The organism is Paenibacillus sp. FSL H3-0333 (genome assembly GCF_038002805.1).
Lineage (GTDB): Bacteria > Bacillota > Bacilli > Paenibacillales > Paenibacillaceae > Paenibacillus_AQ > Paenibacillus_AQ silagei.
In genome coordinates this window covers 6683603-6709411 of sequence record NZ_JBBODG010000001.1, presented here as the reverse complement: position 1 = coordinate 6709411, position 25809 = coordinate 6683603, and the positions used below count along the sequence as shown (strand labels likewise).

At 52.4% G+C, this 25809-nt stretch carries 18 protein-coding genes; 16 read left to right on the top strand and 2 right to left on the bottom strand.

The genetic code is table 11. The features are described 5' to 3' along the window. Positions 1 to 19 precede the first annotated feature (19 nt). The 8 genes from MHH78_RS29285 (at position 20) to MHH78_RS29250 (ending at position 7931) form a co-directional block, all read left to right on the top strand. The gene (locus tag MHH78_RS29285) at positions 20 to 802 is read left to right on the top strand and encodes an amino acid ABC transporter permease (protein WP_036727734.1); all 783 of its coding nucleotides are present in this window, start codon (positions 20 to 22) and stop codon (positions 800 to 802) included. Next, a complete protein-coding gene (locus MHH78_RS29280) occupies positions 802 to 1512 on the top strand; it encodes an amino acid ABC transporter permease (protein ID WP_076076843.1) in 711 nt (236 codons plus the stop codon). The genes MHH78_RS29285 and MHH78_RS29280 overlap by 1 nt, the downstream gene beginning before the upstream one ends. Continuing rightward, the gene (locus tag MHH78_RS29275; RefSeq protein WP_341169741.1) at positions 1509 to 2261 is read left to right on the top strand and encodes an amino acid ABC transporter ATP-binding protein; all 753 of its coding nucleotides are present in this window, start codon (positions 1509 to 1511) and stop codon (positions 2259 to 2261) included. Before MHH78_RS29280 ends, MHH78_RS29275 begins: the two co-directional genes overlap by 4 nt. Before the next feature lie 11 nt (positions 2262 to 2272). Beyond that, the gene (locus tag MHH78_RS29270) at positions 2273 to 3295 is read left to right on the top strand and encodes an LLM class flavin-dependent oxidoreductase (RefSeq protein ID WP_341169740.1); all 1023 of its coding nucleotides are present in this window, start codon (positions 2273 to 2275) and stop codon (positions 3293 to 3295) included. Continuing rightward, positions 3292 to 4500 carry an amidohydrolase gene (locus MHH78_RS29265; protein ID WP_341169739.1) on the top strand — a complete coding sequence of 403 codons (1209 nt, stop codon included), beginning with the start codon at positions 3292 to 3294 and terminating at the stop codon, positions 4498 to 4500. Before MHH78_RS29270 ends, MHH78_RS29265 begins: the two co-directional genes overlap by 4 nt. Beyond that, the gene (gene solA, locus MHH78_RS29260; protein ID WP_341170404.1) at positions 4484 to 5641 is read left to right on the top strand and encodes an N-methyl-L-tryptophan oxidase; all 1158 of its coding nucleotides are present in this window, start codon (positions 4484 to 4486) and stop codon (positions 5639 to 5641) included. Before MHH78_RS29265 ends, solA begins: the two co-directional genes overlap by 17 nt. Positions 5642 to 6019: 378 nt before the next feature. Next, complete coding sequence (locus MHH78_RS29255; RefSeq protein ID WP_341169738.1) at positions 6020 to 6535, top strand: DinB family protein; 516 nt, start codon at positions 6020 to 6022, stop codon at positions 6533 to 6535. A 55-nt stretch (positions 6536 to 6590) separates the two neighbouring features. After that, positions 6591 to 7931: an LLM class flavin-dependent oxidoreductase gene (locus tag MHH78_RS29250; protein ID WP_341169737.1), complete on the top strand. Its 1341-nt coding sequence runs from the start codon at positions 6591 to 6593 to the stop codon at positions 7929 to 7931. A 90-nt stretch (positions 7932 to 8021) separates the two neighbouring features. Here the strand turns inward: MHH78_RS29250 and MHH78_RS29245 are convergent, their stop codons facing one another. Together MHH78_RS29245 and MHH78_RS29240 are read right to left on the bottom strand one after the other, a co-directional pair. Beyond that, a complete protein-coding gene (locus tag MHH78_RS29245) occupies positions 8022 to 8564 on the bottom strand; it encodes a hypothetical protein (RefSeq protein ID WP_143803608.1) in 543 nt (180 codons plus the stop codon). Positions 8565 to 8795: 231 nt separating this feature from the next. Continuing rightward, positions 8796 to 9800: a LacI family DNA-binding transcriptional regulator gene (locus MHH78_RS29240; protein WP_341169736.1), complete on the bottom strand. Its 1005-nt coding sequence runs from the start codon at positions 9798 to 9800 to the stop codon at positions 8796 to 8798. 407 nt (positions 9801 to 10207) lie between these two features. On the opposite strand from MHH78_RS29240, the gene MHH78_RS29235 reads away from it, so the two are divergent. The 8 genes from MHH78_RS29235 (at position 10208) to MHH78_RS29200 (ending at position 25761) form a co-directional block, all read left to right on the top strand. Further along, complete coding sequence (locus MHH78_RS29235; protein ID WP_341169735.1) at positions 10208 to 15316, top strand: glycoside hydrolase family 66 protein; 5109 nt, start codon at positions 10208 to 10210, stop codon at positions 15314 to 15316. A 74-nt stretch (positions 15317 to 15390) separates the two neighbouring features. Beyond that, positions 15391 to 17142, top strand: a complete 1752-nt coding sequence (locus MHH78_RS29230; protein ID WP_341169734.1) for a cache domain-containing sensor histidine kinase — start codon at positions 15391 to 15393, stop codon at positions 17140 to 17142. A gap of 3 nt (positions 17143 to 17145) precedes the next feature. Continuing rightward, positions 17146 to 18771, top strand: a complete 1626-nt coding sequence (locus MHH78_RS29225) for a helix-turn-helix domain-containing protein (protein WP_341169733.1) — start codon at positions 17146 to 17148, stop codon at positions 18769 to 18771. Between the two features lie 75 nt (positions 18772 to 18846). After that, complete coding sequence (locus MHH78_RS29220; protein WP_341169732.1) at positions 18847 to 19809, top strand: ABC transporter permease; 963 nt, start codon at positions 18847 to 18849, stop codon at positions 19807 to 19809. 12 nt (positions 19810 to 19821) lie between these two features. After that, positions 19822 to 20700, top strand: a complete 879-nt coding sequence (locus MHH78_RS29215; protein ID WP_341169731.1) for a carbohydrate ABC transporter permease — start codon at positions 19822 to 19824, stop codon at positions 20698 to 20700. Positions 20701 to 20787: 87 nt separating this feature from the next. Further along, positions 20788 to 22362: an ABC transporter substrate-binding protein gene (locus MHH78_RS29210; RefSeq protein WP_341169730.1), complete on the top strand. Its 1575-nt coding sequence runs from the start codon at positions 20788 to 20790 to the stop codon at positions 22360 to 22362. 43 nt (positions 22363 to 22405) lie between these two features. Continuing rightward, positions 22406 to 24127 (top strand): glycoside hydrolase family 66 protein, encoded by a 1722-nt coding sequence (locus tag MHH78_RS29205; protein ID WP_341169729.1) that lies wholly within the window; start codon positions 22406 to 22408, stop codon positions 24125 to 24127. 5 nt (positions 24128 to 24132) lie between these two features. Beyond that, positions 24133 to 25761: a glycoside hydrolase family 13 protein gene (locus MHH78_RS29200; RefSeq protein ID WP_341169728.1), complete on the top strand. Its 1629-nt coding sequence runs from the start codon at positions 24133 to 24135 to the stop codon at positions 25759 to 25761. The last annotated feature ends 48 nt before the right edge of the window (positions 25762 to 25809 follow it).

Genomic DNA, 25809 nt, shown 5'->3' with positions numbered 1-25809 from the left:
AGCGGAAAGGAGGTGCAGGATGGGTGCACCGTTTGATCTAGGTTTTGTCTTCTCGTTCCTGCCCAAGCTGCTGACTACGCTGAGTACCACGCTGCTGATCGTAGCCTGCTCGCTGCTGGCAGGAATGATTGTCGGATTTATCATTGCGCTTCCCCGCCTGTATAAGGTGCCGGTCCTGAAGACCTGCGCTGAGGTGTACATTTCTTTTTTTCGGGGGACGCCGATTCTCATTCAGTTATTCCTGTTCTATTACGGTCTGCCTGAGGTGCTGAAGCTGGTGAATCTGGATATGACTCGGACGCCGGTGCTGGTGTTCGTGATTCTGACCTACGGCCTGCATACCGGGGCCTTCATGTCGGAGATGATCCGTGCTTCAGTGACAGCAGTCGATAAGGGCCAGGTGGAAGCGGCTTACGCTACGGGGATGACCTCGTACCAGGCTTTTACCCGTATTGTGCTGCCGCAGGCGCTGGGAATTGCGATTCCTGTCTTTTCGAACCTGCTCATAGCGCTGCTGAAGGATACTTCACTGGCGTTCACGCTGGGAGTGATGGAGATGACGGGCAAGGCCCAGACCCTGGGCAGCGCGACCCAGCATTTCATTGAGACTTATATTGCGCTTGCCCTTATCTATCTTGTGATCAGTTTTACGATTGAAAAGCTGCTGCTGGTTGCGGAGAAGCGTCTGCTCAGGCATGAAGCCCAGGACAGTCCGGCCAAGAAGCGGTTCACTCTTCAGCGAAAAGCGTCCTACCGCACAATCGTTGCGGATATGGGAGCGGGCAAGGGAGGCGGTGCGTAATGAAGCTGGATCCATCTTTTATCTGGACGGCCTTCCTGCAGATTCTGGGAGCCATTCCTACGACGCTGTATATCACGGTTGTGTCGGTGCTGGCAGGCTTCGTTATTGGTACGGTTGTGGCCCTGATCCGGATTTATAGAGTCCCCGGGCTGTATCCGCTGGCCGCAGGATATGTCACATTCATCCGCGGCACCCCGATGCTGACACATCTGCTGCTGATCTATTTCGGGCTGCCGATGATCATCGACGGGCTTGCTGCACAGTTCGGCTGGAGCTTCCGCTCGGTATCGATACCGATGATCGGCTTCGCCTATATTTCTTTCTCCATTACGGCGGGGGCCTATATGTCCGAGGTCGTGCGCTCCGGTCTGCTGGCGGTGGATCGCGGTCAGCTCGAAGCGGCCCATTCCATCGGGATGAGCACTCCGCAGGCGTTGCGGCGGATTGTGTTCCCTCAGGCGCTGGCGGCGAGCCTGCCGAATCTGTCGAATTCCGTGATCGGAATGCTGCACGGGTCTACGCTTGCTTTTACCGTATCGGTGGTGGATATCAATGCCCAGGCGCAGATTGTCGCTTCAACCAACTGGAAGTTCTTCGAGGCCTACCTTGCGGCGGCGCTGATCTTCTGGGGACTGACGTTCCTCATTGAGCGGGCAACTGCCGTCATTGAAAGACGGATCAATCTGTATAACCGGGGGGGAGTCGCATGATTAAGCTGTCACAGCTATCGAAGTCGTTCGGGCGCCATCAGGTGCTGAACCATATTGATCTGGAGGTGTCGAGGGGCGAGGTGGTGGTCATTCTCGGTCCCAGCGGCTCCGGCAAAACAACCCTGCTGCGCTGCGTGAATGTGCTGGAGAAGCCCAGCGGCGGCGAAATCTCGATCGGGGACTTCAAGCTGGACTTCCGGCACGCCCGCAAGAAGGATATCCACCAGCTCCGGCAAAAGACGGCGATGGTCTTCCAGCAGTACAATCTGTTCCGGCACAAAACCGCGCTGGAGAATGTGATGGAAGGCCTCCTAATCGTCAAGAAGCTGCCAAAGGAGGCGGCGAGAGAGAAGAGCATCGCGCTGCTGGAAAAGGTCGGGCTTGGCAGCAAGCTGGATGCCTATCCGAGCCAGCTCTCCGGCGGGCAGCAGCAGCGGGTCGGCATTGCCCGGGCGCTCGCACTGGAGCCGGAGGTGATCCTCTTCGATGAGCCTACCTCGGCACTGGACCCGGAGCTGGTGGGCGAAGTGCTTGAGGTAATCCGCAAAATCGCCAAGGAAGGCATCACGATGATTGTGGTGACGCATGAAATGGGGTTTGCCCGCGATGTGGCGAATCATGTGGTATTTATGGACGGCGGAGTGATTGTCGAGGAGGGCACGCCCACGGAAGTATTCAACCACCCGCGTGAAGAACGAACGAAGCAGTTCCTGAAGCGGATTACGCCGGAGCTGAACTATTCCATCTAGGAGGCATATCTATGGCAATTACAATCAGCGTACTCGACCAAAGCCCGATCTATCCGGGGGAGACACCGGAAGAGGCTTTTGCACATACGATCAGGCTGGCGCAGCTATCGGAACGCCTCGGCTTCCGCCGCTTCTGGGTATCCGAGCATCATGATTCCGAGCAGGTAGCCGGGTCTTCTCCCGAGGTACTTATCTCGCACCTGCTGGCCAGGACGGAGCGTATCCGCATCGGCTCCGGCGGAATTATGCTTCAGCATTACAGCCCCTATAAGGTGGCTGAGAACTTCAACGTGCTGGCTTCGCTGGCCCCGGGACGGGTGGACTTAGGGGTAGGACGCGCTCCCGGAGGTCTGCCGCGCAGCACACAGGCCTTGCAGCAGGGAGGCGTGGAAGCCGCTTCATTAACGGACAAAATCACGGAGCTGGACAAATATGTGCATAACCGGCTGGAGGCGGAGCATCCGCTGCACGGATTGAAGGCAGGCCCGCTCCCCGGAACCCCGCCGGAGCTGTATGTGCTCGGCGCTAGCGTTGCCAGCGCCGAGATCGCAGCCAGCCTAGGCTTGCCGTACGTGTTCTCCCTGTTCATCGGCGGCGATCAGGCCGTTGCCTTAGAGGCGGTGCGGGCTTACCGCAACGGCTTCAATCGAAGCGGCGGGCAGGAGCCGCAGGTGATTATTGCGCTGGCTGTTATCGTGGCTGATACGGAAGAGGAGGCCAAGGAATTGGCTGGAGCGCATAAGCTGATCCGCATCCGCTTCGCCAGCGGCAAGATCCTGACTCTGGCCAGCCGGGAGCAGGCCGAGGAGTTCACCCGCCAGAGTGAGGAAGCGTACACGCTGGAGGAGCGGGAGCCTGAGATTACCAAGGGGACGAAGGAGACCGTACGTGAGCAGCTGCTGGCGTTAGCTGAAGCTTCCGGCGTAGAGGAGTTCATCGTCACTACTAACGTTCAGCCCTTCGAGAAGCGGCAGCGTTCCTTCGAGCTGCTGAGTGAGGCGCTCTCCGGGGCTATTGCAGGGGCTTCATTATGACCAGTACAGCGGCAGAATCCGCTGCCCGTGAAGTGCATTCACTGGCGTTCAAGGAGCGGCTGGTTGAAATCAGGCGTCATCTGCACCGGCACCCGGAGCTGTCAGGGGAAGAGGTTGAGACTACCGCATACATCACATCGCTGCTGAAGCAGGCGGGGGTGAAGATTACAGATTCCGGGCTGAAGACCGGGGTTATTGCCGAAATCGGCGGTCAGCAGGGGGGGCCGGTGATTGCGCTGCGGGCTGACATAGATGCCTTGCCGATCCAGGAAGAGACCGGGCTGCCGTATGCCTCGCTATATCCGGGCAGAATGCATGCCTGCGGACATGACTTCCATACGGCGGCGCTGCTTGGAGCTGTGTATCAGCTCAAGGAGCAGGAGAGCGCCTTGAGCGGAACGGTTCGCTTCCTGTTCCAGCCTGCCGAGGAGAAAGCGAAGGGGGCACAGCAGATCATCGCTGCCGGCGGGCTGGAGCAGGTGCGCGCAGTGATCGGTATGCACAATAAGCCGGATCTGCCGGTAGGGACCCTTGGCATCAAGGCCGGTCCGCTGATGGCGGCCGCAGACGGCTTCGCAGTCAGTATCTGGGGCTTTGGTACCCATGCAGCCGTGCCGGAGGCCGGGATTGATCCTATTGTCGCCGCCTCGCATATTGTAACGGCGCTGCAATCCATCATCAGCCGGAATGTGGGCAGTCTGGATAGCGCAGTAATCAGCGTCACACAGATCCACAGCGGCAATTCGTGGAACATCATCCCGGACACGGCGGTGCTGGAAGGGACGATCCGTTCCTTCGATGAAGCGGTGCGCAGCAGGGTGCTGAAGCGCTTCGAGGAGGTGGTGACAGGTGTGGCCGCCGCGCTCGGCGCTGAAGCCAGCGTGCGATGGATCGGCGGGCCGCCGCCGGTCATTAACGATGCGCTGCTAGCCCGGCTTGGAGAAGAGACGGCGGCGAAGCTGGGCTATACCTCTGTGCAGCCGGTGCCGTCACCGGCCGGGGAGGACTTCGCCTTCTATCAGCAGGCGGTTCCCGGATTGTTTGTCTTCACCGGCACGGCCGGAAGCCGTGAATGGCACCATCCTGCCTTCGATCTGGACGAAGCAGCGCTGCCTGTAGGTGCAGAATTCTTCAGCGATCTGGCGGTACGTGTACTTGAGCATCTGGCGGCGGAGAGGGGTGCAGATCATAGCGGAGCGTTCTGATTATGATGTCATTATTGTTGGTGCAGGCTCCATGGGCATGAGCGCAGGCTACCATCTGGCCCGGCGCGGTGTGAAGATACTGCTGATCGATGCCTTCGATCCGCCGCATACGGAAGGAAGCCATCACGGGGAGACCCGGCTGATCCGGCACGCCTACAGCGGCGATCCGGCCTATATTGACCTGGCGCTCCGTGCCCAGGTGTTGTGGGAAGAGGCGGAGGCAGAGAGCGGCCTCAAGCTGCTGGTTCCGTCAGGCGTGCTCAATCTGGCGGACAGCAAGGTGTATTCCTTCGCTGGACGTCTGGAAGAGGCGCGGAAGCGGAAGGTCTGGGCTGAGCAGTTGGATGCCGAGGAAATCTGCCGCCGCTGGCCGGCCCTGAACCTCCCCGAATCCTTCGAGGCGATGTATGAGCCGGATGCCGGTTACCTATACAGTGAGCGGTGCATTACCGCGTACCGTCAGCTTGCGCTGGCTCACGGTGCAGAGCTGCTGACGAATACTCCTGTGCTGAAGGTGACGGCCCGCGAAGGGAGTGTCACGGTTCATACGAAGAACGGCGACTACCATGGAGCGGCTGCTGTTCTCAATGCCGGGGCCTGGTTCAGTTCATTGTCGCCCTTCATCAACCTGCCGATTAAGGCCGTTCGCAAGGTAGTAGGCTGGTTCGGGAGTACGCCGGACTTCGAGGCCGGGAGGTTCCCCGGCTTCACGCTGGGTGCTGAGGAAGGCGGGTTCTACGGTTTTCCCAGTATCGGCGGGGCGGGACTGAAGATCGGCCGCCATGATACAGGCGAAGAATGGAAGCCCGGCGAAGCGCTGCATCCGTTCGGCAGCCTGGAGAGTGATGAAGGCGACCTCCGCCGGGTTCTCGAAGCGTATATGCCTGGCGCAGCCGGGCGTCTGCTTAAGGGCTCCGTCTGTAAATATGAGCATACGCCGGATGAGGATTTCATTATTGACCGCCACCCGGTCTACAGCAATGTGCTGCTGGCCGGAGGCTTCTCGGGACATGGCTTCAAATTCTCCAGCGCGGTCGGAGAGATTCTCGCGGACATGGCTGTTCAGGGACATACCAGGCAGAATATAGCTCCATTCTCGTTGTCACGCTTCAATAGCAGCGCATCTGATTTGAAATCGTAGAGGGCGAGCGATGATACCTGGAGGACCGAGGAAGTTGAACGATTCCCCTTCGGATGAGCCCTTTCCAGGCCGGAGTTGTTGTTCTTATGCGTTTCATGGGCGTTTGGCTAGGCGTAACACACCTCCATTCAGGGATAGTTGTAGAATGTACTGTTAAAAACAGTGAAAAGGCGTACATGTATCGTATAAGTGTAGTCTGTACAACTAAATCTGCCCGAATGGTTGAAAATCAGAAGCAAATAGACTTTTAATTGTACGAACTACAATTAAACAGATAATGGGTTGTAAATCAGACGTTTTAGATGTACAAAGTGCAATTAAGCATATTCCATCAGCGGGTAACAACGATAATTCAAACCTATATTGGAGGGAATCGCAATGAGTAGTGTGAGTGTGGAGCTAGCCAGCTACTTGAATACTCATGGTCAATTGGTCCAAGCGCTAGAAGGATTGTCTGAAGAGCAGCTGAGGTGGAAGGCGGAGCCGTCAAGCTGGAGCGTGACCGAGGTGCTGGCCCATTTAGCGGATCACAGCATTGTAGTCTCCTTCCGCATCCGCGATATTCTGGCGGATACGAAGGTACAGCTCCCGGCGTTCCATCAGGATGCCTGGGTCAGCGGACAGCACAGTAATCAGGGCCGGGCGGCAGACAGCCTGGAGCTGTTCCGCAGCCTGCTGCATTACAACAGTCTCCTGCTGGGAAGATTGAGTGATGCAGAATGGGAGAAAAGCGGGATTAACTTCAAGGGAGAAACGGTGCGTATCACCGATATTGTCCGCGGATTCACTGCACATGTAGAGCGGCATTTGGCCCAGATTGAACGAGTGAAGCGGGGAGCGCAGGCAAGTCAAGCTGCATCAGCCGCTCAAGCTTCGCAGCAAGCGGCTCTGTAAGAATATTTTCATTAGGAACCAAGCGGACTGAATACCAATTCGAGGAGGAATGAATATGACGAAACCAAGACAATTGAAGCTGGGGGCCCTGCTGCACGGCGTTGGAGGCAGTACCTCCATGTGGCGCCATCCCGATGCGCAGCCTGATGCCAGTGTGAACTTCGAGCTATACAAGGAATGGGTACGCAAAGCGGAGGAGGGCAAGCTGGACCTGATCTTCATTGCAGACGGTCTGTTCATCAATGAGAAATCCATCCCTCATTTCCTGAACCGCTTCGAGCCGCTGACGATTCTTAGTGCGCTGGCGGCAGTCAGCAGCCGTATCGGTCTGGTAGGCACCTTGTCCACTTCCTACAGTGAGCCGTTCACAGTTGCCCGGCAATTCGGCTCGCTGGATGTCATCAGCGGCGGACGGGCCGGCTGGAATGTGGTAACCTCACCGCTTGAAGGCTCTGCGCTCAATTACAGCAAGCAGGAGCACCCGGACCATGGCAAGCGGTACCGCATCGCCGCCGAATATCTGGAGGTGGCACGCGGGCTGTGGGATTCCTGGGAGGACGATGCCTTTGTCCGCAATAAGGAGACGGGCGTCTTCTTTGATCCGCAGAAAATGCATACGCTCGATCACCAGGGTGAATTCTTCTCGGTGAAGGGACCGCTCAATATCGCCCGCTCGAAGCAGGGGCAGCCGGTTATTTTCCAGGCAGGTTCCTCTGAAGTCGGCAAAGATTATGCCTCCAGCGTGGCGGATGCCATCTTCACGGGTCATGACTCGCTGGAGTCCGCGCAGGAATTCTATAAGGATGTGAAAAGCCGGGTGGCCTCCTTCGGGCGCAATCCCGATGAAGTGCTGATCTTCCCGGGCATAGCACCGATTCTCGGGTCCACCCCGGAGGAAGCGGAGCGCAAATATCAGGAGGTGGCCGGACTGGTGACGATTGAGAATGCGCTGAACTATCTGGGCCGCTTCTTCGAGCATCATGATTTCTCGCAGTATCCGCTGGATGAGCCATTCCCGGATGTCGGTGATCTGGGCCGAAACAGCTTCCAGAGCGGCACGGACAAAATCAAAAAGGATGCCAAAGAGCAGGGCCTGACTCTGCGGCAGGTTGCCCTGCAATCGGCAACGCCGCGCAGCAGCTTCATCGGGACGCCGGAGCAGGTGGCTGATCAGCTTCAGGCCTGGTTCGAGGCCGGAGCCGCTGACGGCTTCATGCTGGCAGCCGCCGTACCGAACGGGCTGGAGGAATTTGTGGATCAGGTCGTTCCGATTCTCCAGGAGCGCGGGCTGTTCCGTACCGAATACGAAAGTGATACGCTGCGGGGGAACCTTGGGCTTCCGGTACCGGAGAACCGTTATTCCAAGGCTTCTGAACCAGCCGGGCAGCCGCTGTGAATCTGCTTTCCCTCCCGCACCATTGATGGAAAAGGGAGCAAACTCTTGGCACCTATTCGGCTTAGAGCGTGCTCCCGCTTATTAGTGAATTTATTTGAACTCGCCCGTAACCGGCATCGCAGGATCGTAAGGGATAATAATGGAGCCCTTAAGAATTCGTTCATCCCCAGGCCGTGTTGGACATGTTGTATTGAGCGGAGTAAGTTCATAGACGAAATTGCCTACCGGGAACTGTTGGTACAGGCATAGCTTGACTAAGGGTTTACTGGATGGTAATGCTCCTGAAGATGCGCTGTCAGGGGAAAGCCCCATGGAGTCAGAGGCCGGCGAATGGCATACATACATCGTAATATAAGCCAAGTCCACGGTGATTTGTTGATAATAGTGCCTGCCGCTCCAATCCTGGAACAAGGCGCAGCCGGTTAAGGTGTTTCGTTTGCCTTGAATGACCCGCTGAACATAAACCCAGAGATTTCCCACATTGGTATTCGTCCAGATATACACCCAGGTGTTTGTACACAAGGTTTCGGGGGTTGGGGGAATCGGGATGAACGGCGGGCTGGGATTTGACTGCGGCGGCAGGCCAACAGTCTCTGAATTGCAGGTTTGCGGGGACAACATTTGATTTTCCAACAGAATCGCTCCTTGGCATTGAAATAGTTATAGAATATATCTATGCGAATGCCCAGAGAAAGTACCAAATAATGGTAAGTGGGATATCTCTATCTAGTCGATGCAATTTAGGACATCCTTGAAGGGAATACAATTTAAAATAGCAATAGCACACAAAAAGGTTGTTCCCCGGCCAGTAATGGCACCGGGAACAACCTTTTGTGTTCATGAAGAACAGTTATGCGTCCCTGTTCACGTAATTGTCCGAACCGTTTGTCTTTCCACAATGGAGTGGGCACAGATCAGACTCTCCGCAGACTCCCCCGTTTCAATCATGCCGATCAGCTTCTCGGAAGCGAGCATTCCAATGTCATACAGCGGCTGGCGCACTGTAGTCAATGGCGGATTGACCATCCGGGCTAACCGGAGATCGTCGTATCCCATGATGGAGATATCTTCAGGCACGTTCATTCCATGCTTCGTAACGACCGAAAGGGCACCAATCGCCATTTCGTCACTGGCCGCGAAGACAGCAGTAATCTCAGGCGTTCTCCGTAACAGGGCTTCCATGGCTCTGCAGCCGCTTTCGTAGGAAAAGTCTCCATACACGAGGTAACGGCTATCAAAGGCGATGCCGTGTGCTTCCAGCGCTTTGCGGTATCCTTCGACCCGTGGAGTTCCGGCGATGGGATCGCCCTTGGTGCCGCTGATCATGCTTATGCTGCGGTGGCCTTTGGTGATCAGATAATCGACAGCGTCATAGGCCGCCTGATAATCATCGACCTTCACATAAGGGACATTGGCATAATCCGTTTGGGAAGAGACCAGCACCACTGGAACATTCATGCTCTCCAGCATGTCATAATACTCTTGCTTGAGCACTTCACTGGAAAAAATAATCCCGTCAACCTGCTTCTCGCGCAGAAGCTGCAGATACTTCAGCGTACGTTTGCCGTCCTGATCGGTATTGCAGACCATTACACTGTAATTGCGGTCATGGACGAATTCGCTGATTCCGTGGAGCAGATCGGAGGAGAAGGTGCTCGACACATCAGGAAATAATACGCCGATGGTTTGGGTGCGCTTGTTAATCAGTCCGCGGGCGATAGCATTCGGCTGATATTTAAGCTCTTTGATGGTCTGATCTACCTTTTGCTTCGTTTTATCTGAATATCCGCCCAGGTTATGCAGAACCCGTGAGACGGTGGCAATGGATACGTTCGCCTTTTGGGCAACATCTTTAATTGTGGGATTCATGGACTCTCCTGCCTGTCGTTTATAGCAGTAAACGCTTACTGAAAATATAAGGCCTTGCTTTTTCTTTGTCAACCGAATTAAAAAATCCGAAAAATAAGCATTGACAAGGAAAAATAAACGAGATAACTTTTATGGTAAGCGTTTACGTTATAGGAATTTAGGATTGTAGGTACAAAAATACATAACTTACATTCAAGTAAACGTATAAATTTACACCATGAATTTTTTGGAGGAGGAGGGAAAGGCCTTAATAAAGGGATGATCTTTGCCTATTTGAGTAAACGTTTACGTAAAAAAGGACTCCTTGAAATCTATTATTCCTTCGATACCTTCGCAAAACCTAACATCCTTATTTAGTCTTTCAGCAACATGTATTCTCAACAATATGGATATAAAGGAGATGCTGTATGTTTAAGAAACAAGCTGTGATCTGTCTCTGTTTATTACTGCTAATTCAAATTTGTACAACAGGCTATGGCGGCAGAGGAATGGCCCAGGCAGAGCCAACGGGGACGGCGAATCCCAAAATACTAAAAATGGTACCCTCAAAGGCACGATTCGCTCCGGGGGAAGCCGCAGAGCTGATTATGACTCTGGATCAATCTGCGGATTGGAGCGGCCAGCTGCATCTGCAAATTTATCAGTTGAATACCCTGGTTGCTGAAGGCGACAAAGCGCTGAAGGTATTGCAGGAAGGGAGCAACAAGCTAACCGTGGGGTGGACGCCTCCGGCTGAGGACTTCCGCGGCTACACGGCGAAAGCGTGGATAGAGGGAGATGCGCCATCGGAGTATGTGACCGCAGCAATCGATGTTTCCAGCGATTGGACGAAATTCCCACGATACGGATATGTCGCTGATTTTCCGCAGGAGACGGCGGAGGAGAGTGACTCCAAGCTCCGGGAATTGTCCCAGGACTACTACATTAATGCCTACCAGTTCTATGATTGGATGTGGCGGCATGATGTTTCGGTGTATTCCAAGACCGACAGCAATGGACAGCCGGTCACAGATGCAGATGGCAATTTCATTGATGAAGACATTAACGCGGATACACACTATCCGGATCTGCTGGGACGTTCACTGTATCCGCTCAGCGTTAAGCAGCAGGTGGAGGCTGCACAGAAATACGGCTCGGCCGCTATGGCCTATCAGATGAATTATGCAGCGCGTGAGAACTATGAGGACTTCGGCGTCAGTCCGGAGTGGGGACTCTATAACAGTGCTCAGCTCGATCCGAACAATCCGCAGAAGGAGCAGAACGGGTATACCTTCGATGTGAACGGGAAGACGACCTCCCTGTTCCTGCAAGACCCGGGAAGCAGGTTCTGGCAGGACTATATCACCAGACAGTATGCCCGTTCCATTAATACATTCGGGTTTGACGGCATTCACCTGGACCAGTGGGGAGCGAATGATAACAATTTCCTGTATGACTATAACGGCAATAAACGTTATTATTCCCTGGATTATGCCCGGTTCATTCATTCCGTCAAGGACTCATTGCTCGCAAATAACCCCTTAAAGAGCAAGGTTACGTTCAATATGGTGGGAGGCAATGCCGAATACAGCGCAGTACCCGATCCGGGTACGAAAACCGATTTCGACTACAGCGAGATTTGGCAGGACCGCAACAATTACCGGGATATTCAGAAGGTCGTAGAAGATACCCGGGAGAAGGATGGCGGTAAGGCGATGGTGATCGCCGGTTATATGAACTACAAAGAGGCTACAGGTCTGCCGACACGAGGCACGGAAGCCCAGGATGCTCCGGTAACCGTGGATTACCAATCACGGATTGCCAAAGCTTACGGCTGGGTCGGCAACTTTGGACGCAAGGATACTGATTCGGTGACGTTTACGGTAAATGCGCCAGCAGACGGAATGTATACGCTTGTCCTGAATTATGGACAGGGCAATAGCTCCGGTTCTCCGGAAGGCAAGCTGATGGTGAATGATGAGATTGCCGCAGCGGCAATTCCCTTTGAGGCCAATACGGGGTGGGGGAACCCGACAGCACAAGCCACAGTAACGGCAATGTTAAAGGAAGGTGAAAATTCCGTTAAGCTTACCCTGAACACAAATAGCCTGTGGCTCAATCTGGCGGGCCTGGAGGTCCAAGGGCAGGGGATCAATGAGCGCTATGAGGCGGCAGATGCCAAGCTGGATACGGTAATTGTGGATCAGTACAGCAATGTATATTATTTTGATACCGCAGGCGATTATGTGAAATTCCATGTAAATGTTCCTGCTGAAGGAGAATATCCGCTTGGATTCAGCTACGCTTCTGATTGGCAGGAGGTGAACCGTGAGCTGCTTGTGAATGATGTGCCTCAGGGAGAGGTCTCGTTTGCCGGCACGGGTACATGGGATAAATTCTCGGAGCTTGGCAATCTGCACAAGGTTCATCTGAACGCAGGCGATAATACCATAACGCTGAGAGCGTCTGCAAATGACCTGGGTATTAAGCTCCGGTATATGACGGTCGGCACACAGAGAAACTATGCACTGTATGCGGATGTTCCACAGACCAGCAGCCTGAGTTACAGCCAGAGCAAGACAGACAATTTCGGGCAGGCAGGACAGACTGTCACCTACGATGTATATGCAGAACATCCGCTGGACACGATTACGGTCCTGTATCATGGCGATAATGATCCTGTAATGTCGGTTCTGGTGGATAGCGAACCAGCTCCACAGGCCCAGAATATCACATTTGCTAAAACAGCCGGCGGCTGGGAGGGCTCTATGCAGCCCCGTGAATTATCTGTCCCTGTCCAGGAGGGATACCATAAGGTTACGCTGCGAATGGAATCAAGCGGACAATATATCAATGTGGGCGGGATCATTGCCGGAGGGTATGAATACAGTACAGGCGGCGCTGAAACAACAGGCGGGGTTGTCCCTATCATCGGATATGCCTCCGAGTTCAATAATGTCAATGACCGGTTGACTTTTACAGTGAATACAGCGCAATCAGGCATCTACGATCTCGGCTGGATCTATCAAAATAATGCCCCGGGGGCAGCGACCGTCAGCCGCAGTGTGTATATTAACAATGGCGCGGGCACTCCTGTAAGCTTTGCACCAACCGCTGACTCGGAATGGGGAGAAGCGGCAATGAGCGGCATTCCAATGGAGGAAGGCATAAATCGCATAATCATCAAAATGCCGGAGGGGCAGGACAGCGGAATCAGGCTGGATAAGCTGAACGTTGCATTATCCGGTAATCCGGACCCGGTAACCCGCAGCTATGAAGCCGAGAGTACGGATACGGAGTCACCGTTCTCTCTCTACAAGGATACCGTGCTGAACTTTAGTGAAATCGGAGAGCAGGTGACCTATCCGGTGAACATCCCTCAATCAGGGGAACAGAGTCTGATCTTCACCTATTCCAATGCAGGCGGCATGACCACACGTTCGGTCTATATTGACGGCGTGCGCGCCAAGGATGAACATGGCAACGATCTGAAGATTGGATTGGATGGAACTGAGAGCAGTGAGAAGTACAGCGGGGACGGATACGTGATTATTCCACACATGGAGGCGGGAACCCATACCGTTACATTGAAGATGGAAGCGGATGATATTGCCGGAAGCGTCCGGCTGCGCGGGGTAACGGCTGGCTATTTCAACGAGCCGTCCGTGCGGCTGATGGATGCCGGGCTGGCATCGATGGGTGCAACCCATATTGAGCTGGGAACCGCCGAGAAGCAATCGGAAGGCCCGAACATGCTAGCCCATGAATATTATCCGAACCGCAGCAAAAAAATGCTGGAATCCACCAAGGAATCCATGCAGGAGTATTATAAATTCAATGCTGCCTATGAAAACCTGCTGTTCGGCAGCAAAGCCGATTCATCCGCTGTTGTGTCCGTGGAAGCGGACGGCGGCAATCTGGCAACAAGCAAAGACGGAACGGAGAATACACTCTGGACAACAGTCAGAAAAAATGATGCTAATACAGGCTTTGAGCGGTATGATGTACTGCATCTGATCAATCTGCTTCATAATGATGACAACTGGAGAAATGCAGCCAATGAGCCAGCGGTCCTCAACCATTTGAAAGTGTCTTACGATATCGGCATCACCGAGACGGAAGCACCGGATCTGAAGGTCTATGCCGCCAGTCCTGACGCCGGGCATGGTCTGTCACAAGAGCTGAATTATACTTGGAATGGTGAACAATTGCAGATTGAACTGCCATCGATGCAGTATTGGACGATGATTTATATCGACAAGGCGCCGAGGACAGCATGGGTTCAGCCGATCTTCAGTGATGATGAACCGGGCCTTCCAAGTCCGTCACCGACTGCAGAGGCAACTCCTGCACCTGCTCCCGGAGGGGCAGATATAGGTACAGTGACGGTATCGGCCACACCTGCGCCTACACCTACTCCGGCAGCAGCAGAAAGGGATGTTCTTGTTTTGCAGGCGAAGGATTTGAATCCGGCGATTGATGGGACAATCACAATTGCGGTCAATGAGGATGAGTACAACCGGATTCAGATTCCTGTCTCTGTTGCGGAAGGGCTGCAGGGGAAGAAGCTGCAGCTTCAAGGAAGTCATTTCAGCCTGAACTTCACCCATGATCATATTCTTCAGCTTCTGGAAGAGAATAAAGGGAAAATAACAGCCGATTCACAAATTCAAATTACCTTCAACAGAATCGAGCCGCAGGCAGCTTTCCTTCCGGCTGTGAAGCCTTGGGTTCCCGCTGGATCGATCTATGAATTTGAATTCGGAGTAACGACGGCAGATGGAGGATTATCCAGGCTCGTTTCCTTTAGAAGCCCGGTGCAGCTTACCTTAAAGGTTGATGATCTGGAGCAAGAAGATCTGAATGAATTGCTGGGCATCTACACTTTCAGTGAGCCGCTGAAGAAATGGGAATATACCGGCAGCAGAGCCAACACGGCCGAACAGGAGATTACAGCTGAGCTTAGTCACTTTAGCCGTTATACCGTGTTTGCATATGACAAAACGTATGCTGACTTACCTGCGGAGCATTGGGCATATAAGGCTGTCCGCCGCTTGACCGCGAAGCATGTCATCAACGGAATGACGGAGAATACGTTCGTTCCAGCGGCGAAGATTACCCGGGCACAGTTCGCTGCATTGATGGTCAAGGCACTTCGGTTAAAAGCCGGAGGACCGGCTCCATTTATGGATGTAACTGCGGATAGCTGGTATGCCGGTGATGTTGCCGCTGCTTATCAGGCAGGTCTGGTGAACGGAAGAAACGGGAAGCGATTTGCACCTGATGAAGCGATAACCCGTCAGGAGATGGCGGTGATGCTTGCCAAAGCATCAGCCATCCATGGAAGTATCAAGCAGACCGAAGAGGTAAACCTAACCTTTAGGGACAGCGAAGAGATCTCTGCCTGGGCACAGTCAGCAGTTCAGAAGGTGAAGTCAGCGGGTCTGATGAATGGATACGCGAATGGAAACTTTGCACCTGAATCCAGCGCAACACGGGCAGAAGCCGCTCAGGTCATAGAGCATTTAATTGATTAATCCGCAAATAAGGTCATAGGATAAGGGTCACTGAGGTGACTCTTTCTTATGTTCTGTTGCAGAAAGGAGGCATTATGAAAAACAGAAAAAACTCGCTGGGTGTAAGACTGATTCAACTGTCTGCTGCGATAACGATTCCGCTCCTCTCCGTTCTTTTTGCAGGGGGATATTATGCCAAGGGAATTGTGCTCGAACAGGTATCCAGATCCTATCAGAATCTGGTCAACTCCAATCTTCAAATGATGGAGAGCAGTCTGGAGGACATTACGATTAATCTGGTCGATATTGTCGATCATGATGTGAATTTTCTTCAATTGAATCAGCCGGGGCTGACAGAGTCCGACTATTATTTTGCCCGTATGGGGATTATGCAGAGAAATCAGGCCTACCAGGCCTATTACCATAGCGTGGACATGTTCTATCTGTACTCCGGCGTTAATGATACTTTGACACTATCCAATGTACTGGGAACGACAGAGGAATATATGGACCAGATAAGGGATTGGATTACGACAAAGGTTCAAAATGAAGATAATCTGGAAACATTTCAGTACAAATGGACAATCGTTAACATTGCCGGAGATTACTATTTAAACCGGACTGTCAGCAATAATCTGGACAATACCGCTTGTATTGGCGCTCTGATCCGAATCGACTCCATGCGCTCACCGCTGGGCAATCTCAACCTGCAATCGGGCGGTGATGTGCTGATTGTGGATAATGAAGGGAATATCTTAACCCGTCCTTCGGCATCCATGGGCTACGACTTCAAGCTGCCGAGTGAGAAGATGAATCTGAATTCTTCCTTTTCTTTTACCCATGATGGGCTGAAGTGGTTTGTGGTGTCCAGCCAGTCCTCCGCACTGGGAATCAATCTGTCCGTGGTCATCCCTGCTTCCGAGCTGCTCCAGGGACTCAATACCTTCCAAACGATTATTAATGTGCTGCCCTTTATTATTTTGCTCATTTTACTGGTTTACTTATATTATTTCCGCCGTATGGTCATCCGCCCGATTCTGGATTTGCTCAGCGGCATCCACAGGATCCGCAACGGCGCCATGGAAACCAAGCTTCCCGATTCTAACCTGGTGGAGTTTCAGGCGCTGAATCAGGCATTTAATAACATGGTTGTGGAAATTCAAGATCTGAAAATTGATATCTACGAGGAACGGATTCATGCGCAAAAGGCAGAAATGAAGCATTTGCAAATGCAAATTAATCCGCACTTCTTTTTGAATACGCTCAATATTATTTTTCAGCTTGCCGATCTGAAGCGTTTCGAATTGGTCAAAAAGACAGTACGGCATCTGGTGCAGTATTTCCGCTTTATGCTTCAGGTCAAGGATAACCGCATTACTTTGGGACAAGAGCTTGAACATCTCCGCAATTACCTGGAAATTCAAAAGATGCGCTACCAGCAGTCGTTTGAGTTCCAGATCACCGTAGCCGAAGCGCTTAGCCGCGCCTCCATACCGTCCTTGCTGGTACAGCCCTTTGTAGAAAATGCCATGCTTCATGGCATGAGCCTGAAGGCAGAAATCTTCCGGCTGGAGATTTCGGCGGGCCTCTCAGAAGAAGCGGCAGGTACCATGATCATTGAAATCTCTGATAACGGAAAGGGCAGCAGTGCAGAGAAGCTGCAGGAGCTGAATGCACCGGATTATACCCCGGACACAGATGAGGGACAAATCGGGATCTGGAATGTGAAGCAACGGCTGGCTATGATCTATCAGGGGCGAGCCGGAATTCACTTCAGCGGCAATCAGCCGTCCGGATTCCGGGTGCGGCTTAGCCTGCCTATTGAATATACAGAAGGAGAACGTTGAGCCATGCGATTATTGATTGTAGATGATGAACAATTCGCTGTAGAGGGGCTGCTCTACTGCTGCGACTGGAAGGCGTATGGGATTGAAGAGGTCTTGACGGCGAACAGGGCCGACAAGGCCAGGGAGCTGCTGAATGATCACAGAATAGAATTGCTGATTTGCGATATTGAGATGCCGGATGAAGACGGACTTTCACTGGTTGGCTGGGTGCGGGAGCACTCTCCCTGGACGGAATCGATATTTCTGACCTGCCATTCCGAATTCTCCTATGCCAAGAAGGCCGTTAATCTTGGGAGCTTTGATTACTTGCTGAAGCCTGTTGACACAGAGGAGCTGTTGTCAGCCGTATCGGGTATGATGGCGGCCATCCGCGAGAAGGAAGAGTATGAGTCCTACAACCAGATGTACCATAAGTATCTGAATCTGTGGCAACAGGAAAAGCCGAAGCGTGTAGAACGCTTCTGGCAGGATTTGTTGTCCCGCAGCATCCTGTCGTTCGGGGATTTCTTTGACCGGGAGCTGGCGGGTGCAGGGGTAGGGTTAAATCCTGACGATCAGGTGCTCCCGATTCTGATCAGTATTGAGGAGTGGTCCAAACCGCTCAGCCCGCGTGATCAGGAAATCATGGAGTATGCTGTGAAGAAAGCGGCGGAGGAATGTTTCACAGAAGAGCATCCGGGGGAGGCCATCACCGATAAGAGCGGGGTTTTGTTCATTCTGCTGTATGCCGGAGGTGCGGAAGGAGAACGGGAGACTAAGAAGCTTAGCATTCAGAGGCTCACTGCCATAGGTAAACGTTTCATCCAAGCTTGCCAGGAGTTGTTCTACAGCATCGTTACCTGCTATGTCGGCTCGTTCAAACCCATCCAGGAGTTGCCGGGAATGTGTGAAAGTCTAAAGACCATGGAGCGTGATAATATCTCCCGGACCCAATCCGTGCTCTTATACTTACCACAGGATCAGATGCTGTCCGCCAATTCTAATTCGGAGGATATCCTGCTGGGTGATCTGATCTCTTATATGCTGAACGGCAAACGTGAGTCCGCTGTGCAGTTCATTCATCATCTGACAGCGAAGCTGGAAGCTAATCCTTCTTTTCAGGGAAGACATCTGGACGCCCTGCATCAGGATACCCTGCAGATTATATATCACTTCCTGCAGGTAAGAGGAATCAATGCGGGAAGCATCGCCCTGTTTCCAGACTGGACAACCGCCCGGATACGGGGACTGCTTCAATACAGGCATTGGGCGGAAGGAATCGTATCGGCGGTCATGGAAGCGGAATTCGAGCGGCAGGAGAAGGGCGGTGTGATTGAGCGGTCCATCCGCTACATCCAGCAGAATGTGGAGGAAGAGATCTCCAGGGCCAGTGTCGCTGATTATGTGGGCTTGAACCCGGCTTACCTCTCCAGGCTGTTCAAGAAAGAGACTGGACAGAATCTTATCGATTTCCTGATTTCGGTGAAGATGGACCGCACACGCGAGCTTCTGGACACCACGGATATGCCGGTCAGCGCGATCGCGCAGCAGGTAGGCTACAGCAATTTTTCCCATTTCACCAAAATGTTCCGCAAGCAGTTCGACGTCAATCCCCAGGAATACCGCAATGTCACAAAACGAATAGATTAAGGTTATAAAAACGGCAGAGCAGCTGCAGGCAACTCCTTATAATGAAGCCATAACCCAATAAGAAGGTGTGGAACTATGGCTTTGGAAAAAGCACTAACGGCACAATCAGGCAGCTCGCGGCCTGGCTCAAAATGGAAAAGCATATGGAAGTACAGGGCCTTGGTCGTGCTGGCATTGCCCGGTGTGCTGCTGATGCTGATCAATAACTACCTGCCCATGTTCGGTATTTTCCTGGCCTTCAAGGACCTGAATTATACGGCAGGAATCTGGGGCAGCAAATGGATCGGACTGGACAACTTTAAGTTTCTGTTTGCTTCGAACGACGCTTGGCTGATCATCAGGAATACCTTGCTGTACAACCTTAGCTTCCTGATCATCAATACGATACTCGCAGTGATGCTGGCACTTCTCCTTAACGAGGTCAAAAATAAGTTTGCCTCCAAGTTCTTTCAGAGCACAGTGATCCTGCCCAATTTCATTTCCATGGTCATTGTCGGCTATATCGTGTATGGATTTCTGAATCCGGAGCTGGGATTCATCAATAAATTCATTCTGGAGCCCTTCGGAATCGATCCTAGAAACTGGTATGCGGAAGCAGAGCATTGGCCTTATATCCTGACCATTGTTAACACCTGGAAGGGTGTGGGTTACTCGGCCGTCGTCTATCTGGCAGCCATTGTCGGGATAGACTCTGAATATTATGAAGCGGCCGTCATTGACGGGGCCACACGCTGGAAGCAAATGACGAAAATTACGATTCCGCTGATCGCTCCAATCATCATCATCATGACCCTGCTGGCGATCGGCCGGATCTTCAACGCTGACTTCGGTCTGTTCTATCAGGCCACCATGGCCTCCGGCATGATCAAGGAGACAACGGATGTTATCGATACCTATGTATACAGGGCGTTAATGGTTACCGGTGATACGGGACTCGCCTCCTCGGCAGGGCTGCTGCAATCTGTAGTTGGCTTTACACTTGTCATTACCGTCAACCTGGCTGTCCGTAAATTCAGCAAAGAAAATGCTTTGTTCTAGAAGGAGAACACCATGCAGAAAAAACGAACCAATCCCTTTATCCTTATTGTCCTGTCATTGTTCAGTCTTGCCTGCCTGATCCCGTTCTGGCTTATCTTTATGATCTCGGTTGCTGATGAGGACTGGGTAACTGCGAATGGATACAGCTTCTGGCCCGGCAAATTTAGTCTTGTCGCTTATCAGTATTTATTTGAAGATGCCGGAAAAATATTGCGGGCTTACAGTGTCTCTGCTTCGGTAACACTGATTGGAGTTGTCGTCAGTCTGTTTGTGACTTCGGCCATGGCCTATGCATTGTCGCGAAAAGAGTTCCCTCTCAGAGGTGCCCTGAGCTTCTACATTCTGATCACGATGCTGTTCTCCGGCGGCTTGCTGCCCTGGTATCTGGTCTACACCCGGTTCCTGCATGTTCAGGATACGCTGATGGCGCTTATCATTCCGGGTCTGATCGGCGGCTTCAATGTGATCATCATGCGAACCTTCTTCACGAACAGCATCCCGCCTTCCCTGATTGATTCCTCTCAGATCGACGGGGCAGGTGAATTCCGGACATACTTCAGCATTATTCTGCCGCTGTCCCTGCCTGTAATGGCCACAATCGGGTTATTCACCACCGTATCCTACTGGAACGATTGGTTTACAAGCCTGGTCTTCATCCAGAATGAGAAGCTGTTCTCTCTGCAATATCTGTTGACCAAAACCCTAATGAACGCTTCGTTCCTGCAGACGATTGCCAATAAGGCTTACAGCTCAACCGCACAGGTCACAACGCCGCTTGAATCCATCCGGATGGCGATGGCGATGATTGCAATCGGACCGCTGGTGCTGGTATTCCCGTTCCTGCAGAAGTATTTCGTCAAAGGCCTTACCGTAGGCGCTGTGAAAGGCTGATCCCGGTATATGACCGGATTAGTATAAGCAAGTTCAGAATGATGAGGCAATAATAATACAGAAGTATTCCAGGGAGGTCTATTATTTATGAAGTGGTTGAAAAAGAGTTCTGTTGTATTGACATCGCTTGTGCTGACTTCAGCCCTAGTAACCGGCTGCGGCGGGAATAATGCTGCGAATTCACCGGGGGGCACAGTCCAGCCGGGAGGCACTGCCAGCTCCGAATTGAAGCCTTACGAAGTGGTCATGGTATTCCCCGATGCGCCGCAAAACGATAATCAGCGGGTACAGGATGCGATGAATGATTATCTGGCAAAGACCTATCCGGAAATGAACATGACGGTCAAGCTGAATCCCATCGACTGGGGCGCCTGGAGCGATAAAACGAACCTGATGATGGCCTCCGGTGACAAAATGGACCTGCTGTTCACAGCGGATTGGCTCGGATTCCAGCAACAGGTGACCAAAGGGGGCTTGCTGCCGCTGGATGATTTGCTCGCTAAATACGGCCCGGACATCGAAGCTGTGGAGAAGGATTATCACGGGCCGGCTAAGCGCGGCGGCAAGCTATACGGTATTCATACCCACCAGGAGCTGGGTGGTGCGCAAGGGGTCTACTTGAACAAAGAGCTTGTGGACAAATATAACTTTGATCTGACTGCACTGAAGTCCGGTAAAGTCGAGGAGCTGGAGCCGATGCTCCAGACCATCAAGGAGAACGAACCGGGGATTACACCTCTGGTAGCACCAAGCTTTCCTCTCGAAGCGTACTATTCCTCCACGAATTTGGATTCTATTGTGAGTATTGCAGCGATTAACACCGTGGGAACAGCGGCAGATGATTATACCGTCATCAATTCCTACACGACTCCGCGGTATATGGAGCTTGCCAAGCTTACCAACAAGTGGTACAAGGCAGGATACATTAACAAGGATGCACTGACACCTGGTCTGGACGCCTGGAAGAAGATTCAAGCGGGTAAAGGCTTCGCCTTTGTCTCTGATATGGATATTATCGCGGATATGGAGATCGGCACAGCAGCCGTATCCCCGAATGGTTCGATTAAAGCAGGCCGTGAGATGCTGCAGGTTCCGCTTAATATTGACCGTTTGCAGACAGGCAAGATGACAGCAACCATGTACGCGATTGCAAAAAGCTCCGGTGATCCGGAACGTGCCATGATGCTGCTTAACCTGTTCTATAAGGACAAGGAATTGCTGACTCTCTTCAACTTCGGGATTGAAGGCACCCACTATGTGCTCAAAGACGGACAAGTTGCGCTGCCGGAAGGCAAAACTACAGATAATGTCGGCTACTACCACGATATTATGTGGCAGCTCGGCAATCAAATGCTCAACTATACCCGTGTAGGCGAAGATCCGAATAAATACCAGAACTATGAGAAGTTCAACGAACAGGTGTCTTCTAATCCTTCACGGATCTTTGGATTTGTCTTCGATGCGGAGCCTGTAAAAAATGAATTGATCTCGATTGACAACGCCAACAAAGCCTTTGTTGACGGTCTGAAGTCCGGCCAGCTCGATCCGGAAGAGTCTCTTCCTAAAATGCTGGAAAAACAAAAAGCGGCTGGAGCAGACAAAGTCATCGCGGAGGCGCAAAAGCAGCTGGATGCCTGGTTGGCGGAAAACGGCAAGAAATAAGCGGAAGTGATCAAGCTCAATCTACAAGGATTGGAGAATTCATATGGACCATAGATTAGTGACACATATAGATATATATCCGGATCAGGCCCAGTACAAGACCGGCCAATCAGGCAGTATTATTATTGAAGTAGAGACCGGGGAGAAAGCGGTTCTGCAGCTGGTGGTCAGCTTCTACAAGCTGGAGCAGCAGGTTGCTGAAGCAAGACTTAGCATCCGTACGGAACCAGGCCTGAGACAAAGAGTACCCGTTCCCTTGTTCACTGAAACTACAGAGTGGGCGGGTTACGGGGTCAAGGCTACAGTTCTGTGCAATGAAGCTGTAGTGTCAACCGCCTATACCTCCTACGATATTGCCGATCATTGGGGCCGGGCGCCACGGTATGGATTTCTAAGCGATTTCCGGAGTGAAGAATCTGGAGACACCCGTGACGTTGACAGCATGAACAAATTCCACTTGAATGTCATACAGTTCTATGACTGGATGTACCGGCATGATGATCTGGTTCCGACAGAGGATGAATTTATTGATCCGATGGGCCGGACGATATCCTATAAGGTGGTTCGTGAAAAGATCGCAGCCGTACACGATAAAGGGATGGCTGCCATGGCCTATGGAGCGGTATATGCAAGTCTTAAGGACTTCTTGCAGGCACGTCCGGAATGGGGACTGTATAACCGCCAGGGAGATCCGTTTCAATTAATTGATCTGTTCTATATTATGGATATTACACCGGGCTCTCCTTGGACCGATCATATTGTTGAACAGTTCCGTCAGGCCGTACATGCCGGATTCGACGGAATTCATATGGACCAATACGGCTTCCCCAAGAAAGCGGTGCGCCGGATCGCAGGAAAAGAAGAGCTGGTCGATTTGGCGGAATGTTATCCGGCTCTGATTAACCGGACGCAGGCGGCTGTGAAGGAAATCAAGGCAGAGGCCGGGGTTATTTTCAATAATGTGGGTAATTATCCTATACACAAGACGGCCCCGGCGGATCAGGAGGCGCTATATATTGAAGTCTGGCCGCCGGTGGTCCGGCTGCGTGAGCTTAAAGGACTGATCGATCATGCGCGTTCACTCGACCCGCACAAGCCGGTGATTCTCTCCGCCTATCTGCCCTCCTTCTACCCGGAAGCCGGACATGACAAGGAATGGGCTGAGAATGGGGCGCTGCTGACGATGGCCTCCATATTCGCCAGCGGGGGATATCACCTCTTGCTGGGTGAGGATCATGGAATGCTGACTATGCCCTACTATCCCGATTATGCAGTGATGCGGCCTGAATTTGCTATTGAGGTCAGACGCTATTATGATTTCATCGTGCGTTTTGGAGTGCTGATACATGATGCGCAATTGGAAGATGTGTCTTATACCTATACCGCGGGAGTTAACACCGAGATTACCTTCGAAGGCAAGGTGCCATTTGCCCCGAACGGAGATATTGACTCGGTCTGGACGATCATTAAGCGCAAGCCGGGCTATCAGATTCTGCAGCTGATTAATCTTGCCGGGCTTGAAGATGATTATTGGGAACATGGCAAGCAACAGCGGCCTGAAGCTCAAAATGATGTGGTGTGCACACTGCTGATCGAACAGCCGATTGAATGCATTTACACGGCCAACCCGGATGATGAGGCCCAGGAAGTGATTGTCCTGGATTATGAGGTGGTTCCTCACGGGCAAGGACTTGCGGCCAGATTCACTTTGCCGTCCCTGCGCATCTGGTCCATGGTTGTAGTTAAATTTAGCTTACAGGAGTGATTGGCTTGAACAATACGAAATGGTGGCAGACAGCTGTAATATATCAGATCTATCCCCGAAGCTTTCAGGACAGCGACGGGGATGGAATCGGCGATCTCAGGGGGATAATCAGCAGGCTGGACTATCTGGAGCAGCTTGGCATTACCGCCATCTGGCTTAGTCCCGTATACAAATCACCCAATGACGATAACGGCTATGATATCAGCGATTACCAGGATATTATGACCGAATTCGGAACGATGGATGACATGGATGAGTTAATAGAGCAGGCCAGGCAGCGCAATATCCGGATTATTATGGATCTGGTCGTCAACCATACCTCGGACGAGCACCCATGGTTCATTGAGGCCCGCAAAGGAAGGGATAATCCGTACCGTGACTATTATATCTGGCGTGATCCGGTCAACGGCGGGGTTCCCAACGCCCTGCGTTCAACCTTCAGCGGATCGGCCTGGGAGCTTGACGAAGCGAGCGGCCAGTACTTTCTGCACTTGTTCAGCCGCAGGCAGCCGGATCTGAACTGGGAGAACCCCAAGGTCCGTCAAGAGGTATGGGACATGATGAATTTCTGGCTGGATAAGGGCGTCGGCGGATTCCGTATGGACGTCATTGATCTGGTCGGCAAAATTCCCGATCAGGAGATCACAGGAAATGGTCCGAAGCTGCATGAATATCTGCAGGAGATGAACCGGGAGACCTTCGGAGCGCATGATGTTCTAACGGTGGGAGAGACCTGGGGGGCGACTCCGGAAGTAGCCAAGCTTTATTCCAACCCGGACCGCAAGGAGCTGTCGATGGTGTTCCAGTTCGAGCACATCGGTCTGGATCAGCAGGGCGGGGGAGAGAAGTGGGATCTGAAGCCTCTGGATGTAAGCGAATTGAAGCAGGTGCTGGCGAAATGGCAGACCGAGCTGGGGAACGAGGGCTGGAACAGCCTGTTCTGGAACAATCATGATTTGCCGAGAATTGTATCGCGCTGGGGCAACGATAAGCAGTACCGTGTGCAGAGCGCCAAAATGTTCGCCATACTCCTTCACCTGATGAAGGGTACGCCTTACATTTATCAGGGCGAGGAGCTCGGAATGACCAATTATCCGATTCAGGATATCAGCGAAGTGCAGGATATTGAGGCCATCAATATGTATCATGAACGGATCGGGCAAGGCTACGCCAGGGAAGCTATCATTCAGTCCATTAATGCCAAGGGAAGAGATAATGCCCGGACCCCGATGCAGTGGGATGCTATCCGTAACGGAGGATTTACAACCGGAGAGCCATGGCTGCCTGTACATCCGAATTATAAGGAAATTAATATGGAGGCGAATCTGAAGGACCCGGATTCGGTGTTCCATTGCTACCGTAAGCTGATTGAACTGCGGAAGAACAACCCGATTGTGGTATGGGGCGAGTTCGAACTGGTGACCGGCGTGCCGGATCAAGTATTCATGTACTTCCGCCGCTATGAAGGACAGACCTGGCTGGTAACGGCCAACTTCAGCGGGGAGCCCATCACACTGGAATTGCCGGAGCTGGGTCACGCCGGATTCATTATCGGCAACTATACCAGAGATGCTGTGGACTTCAAGCAGCTGCAATTACGGCCTTATGAAGCTTTTGCTGTCGTACTTGCATAGACTAACCTGTCCAGTCCTATTTGGAACAAAGTTCATTGCATCAAAAGG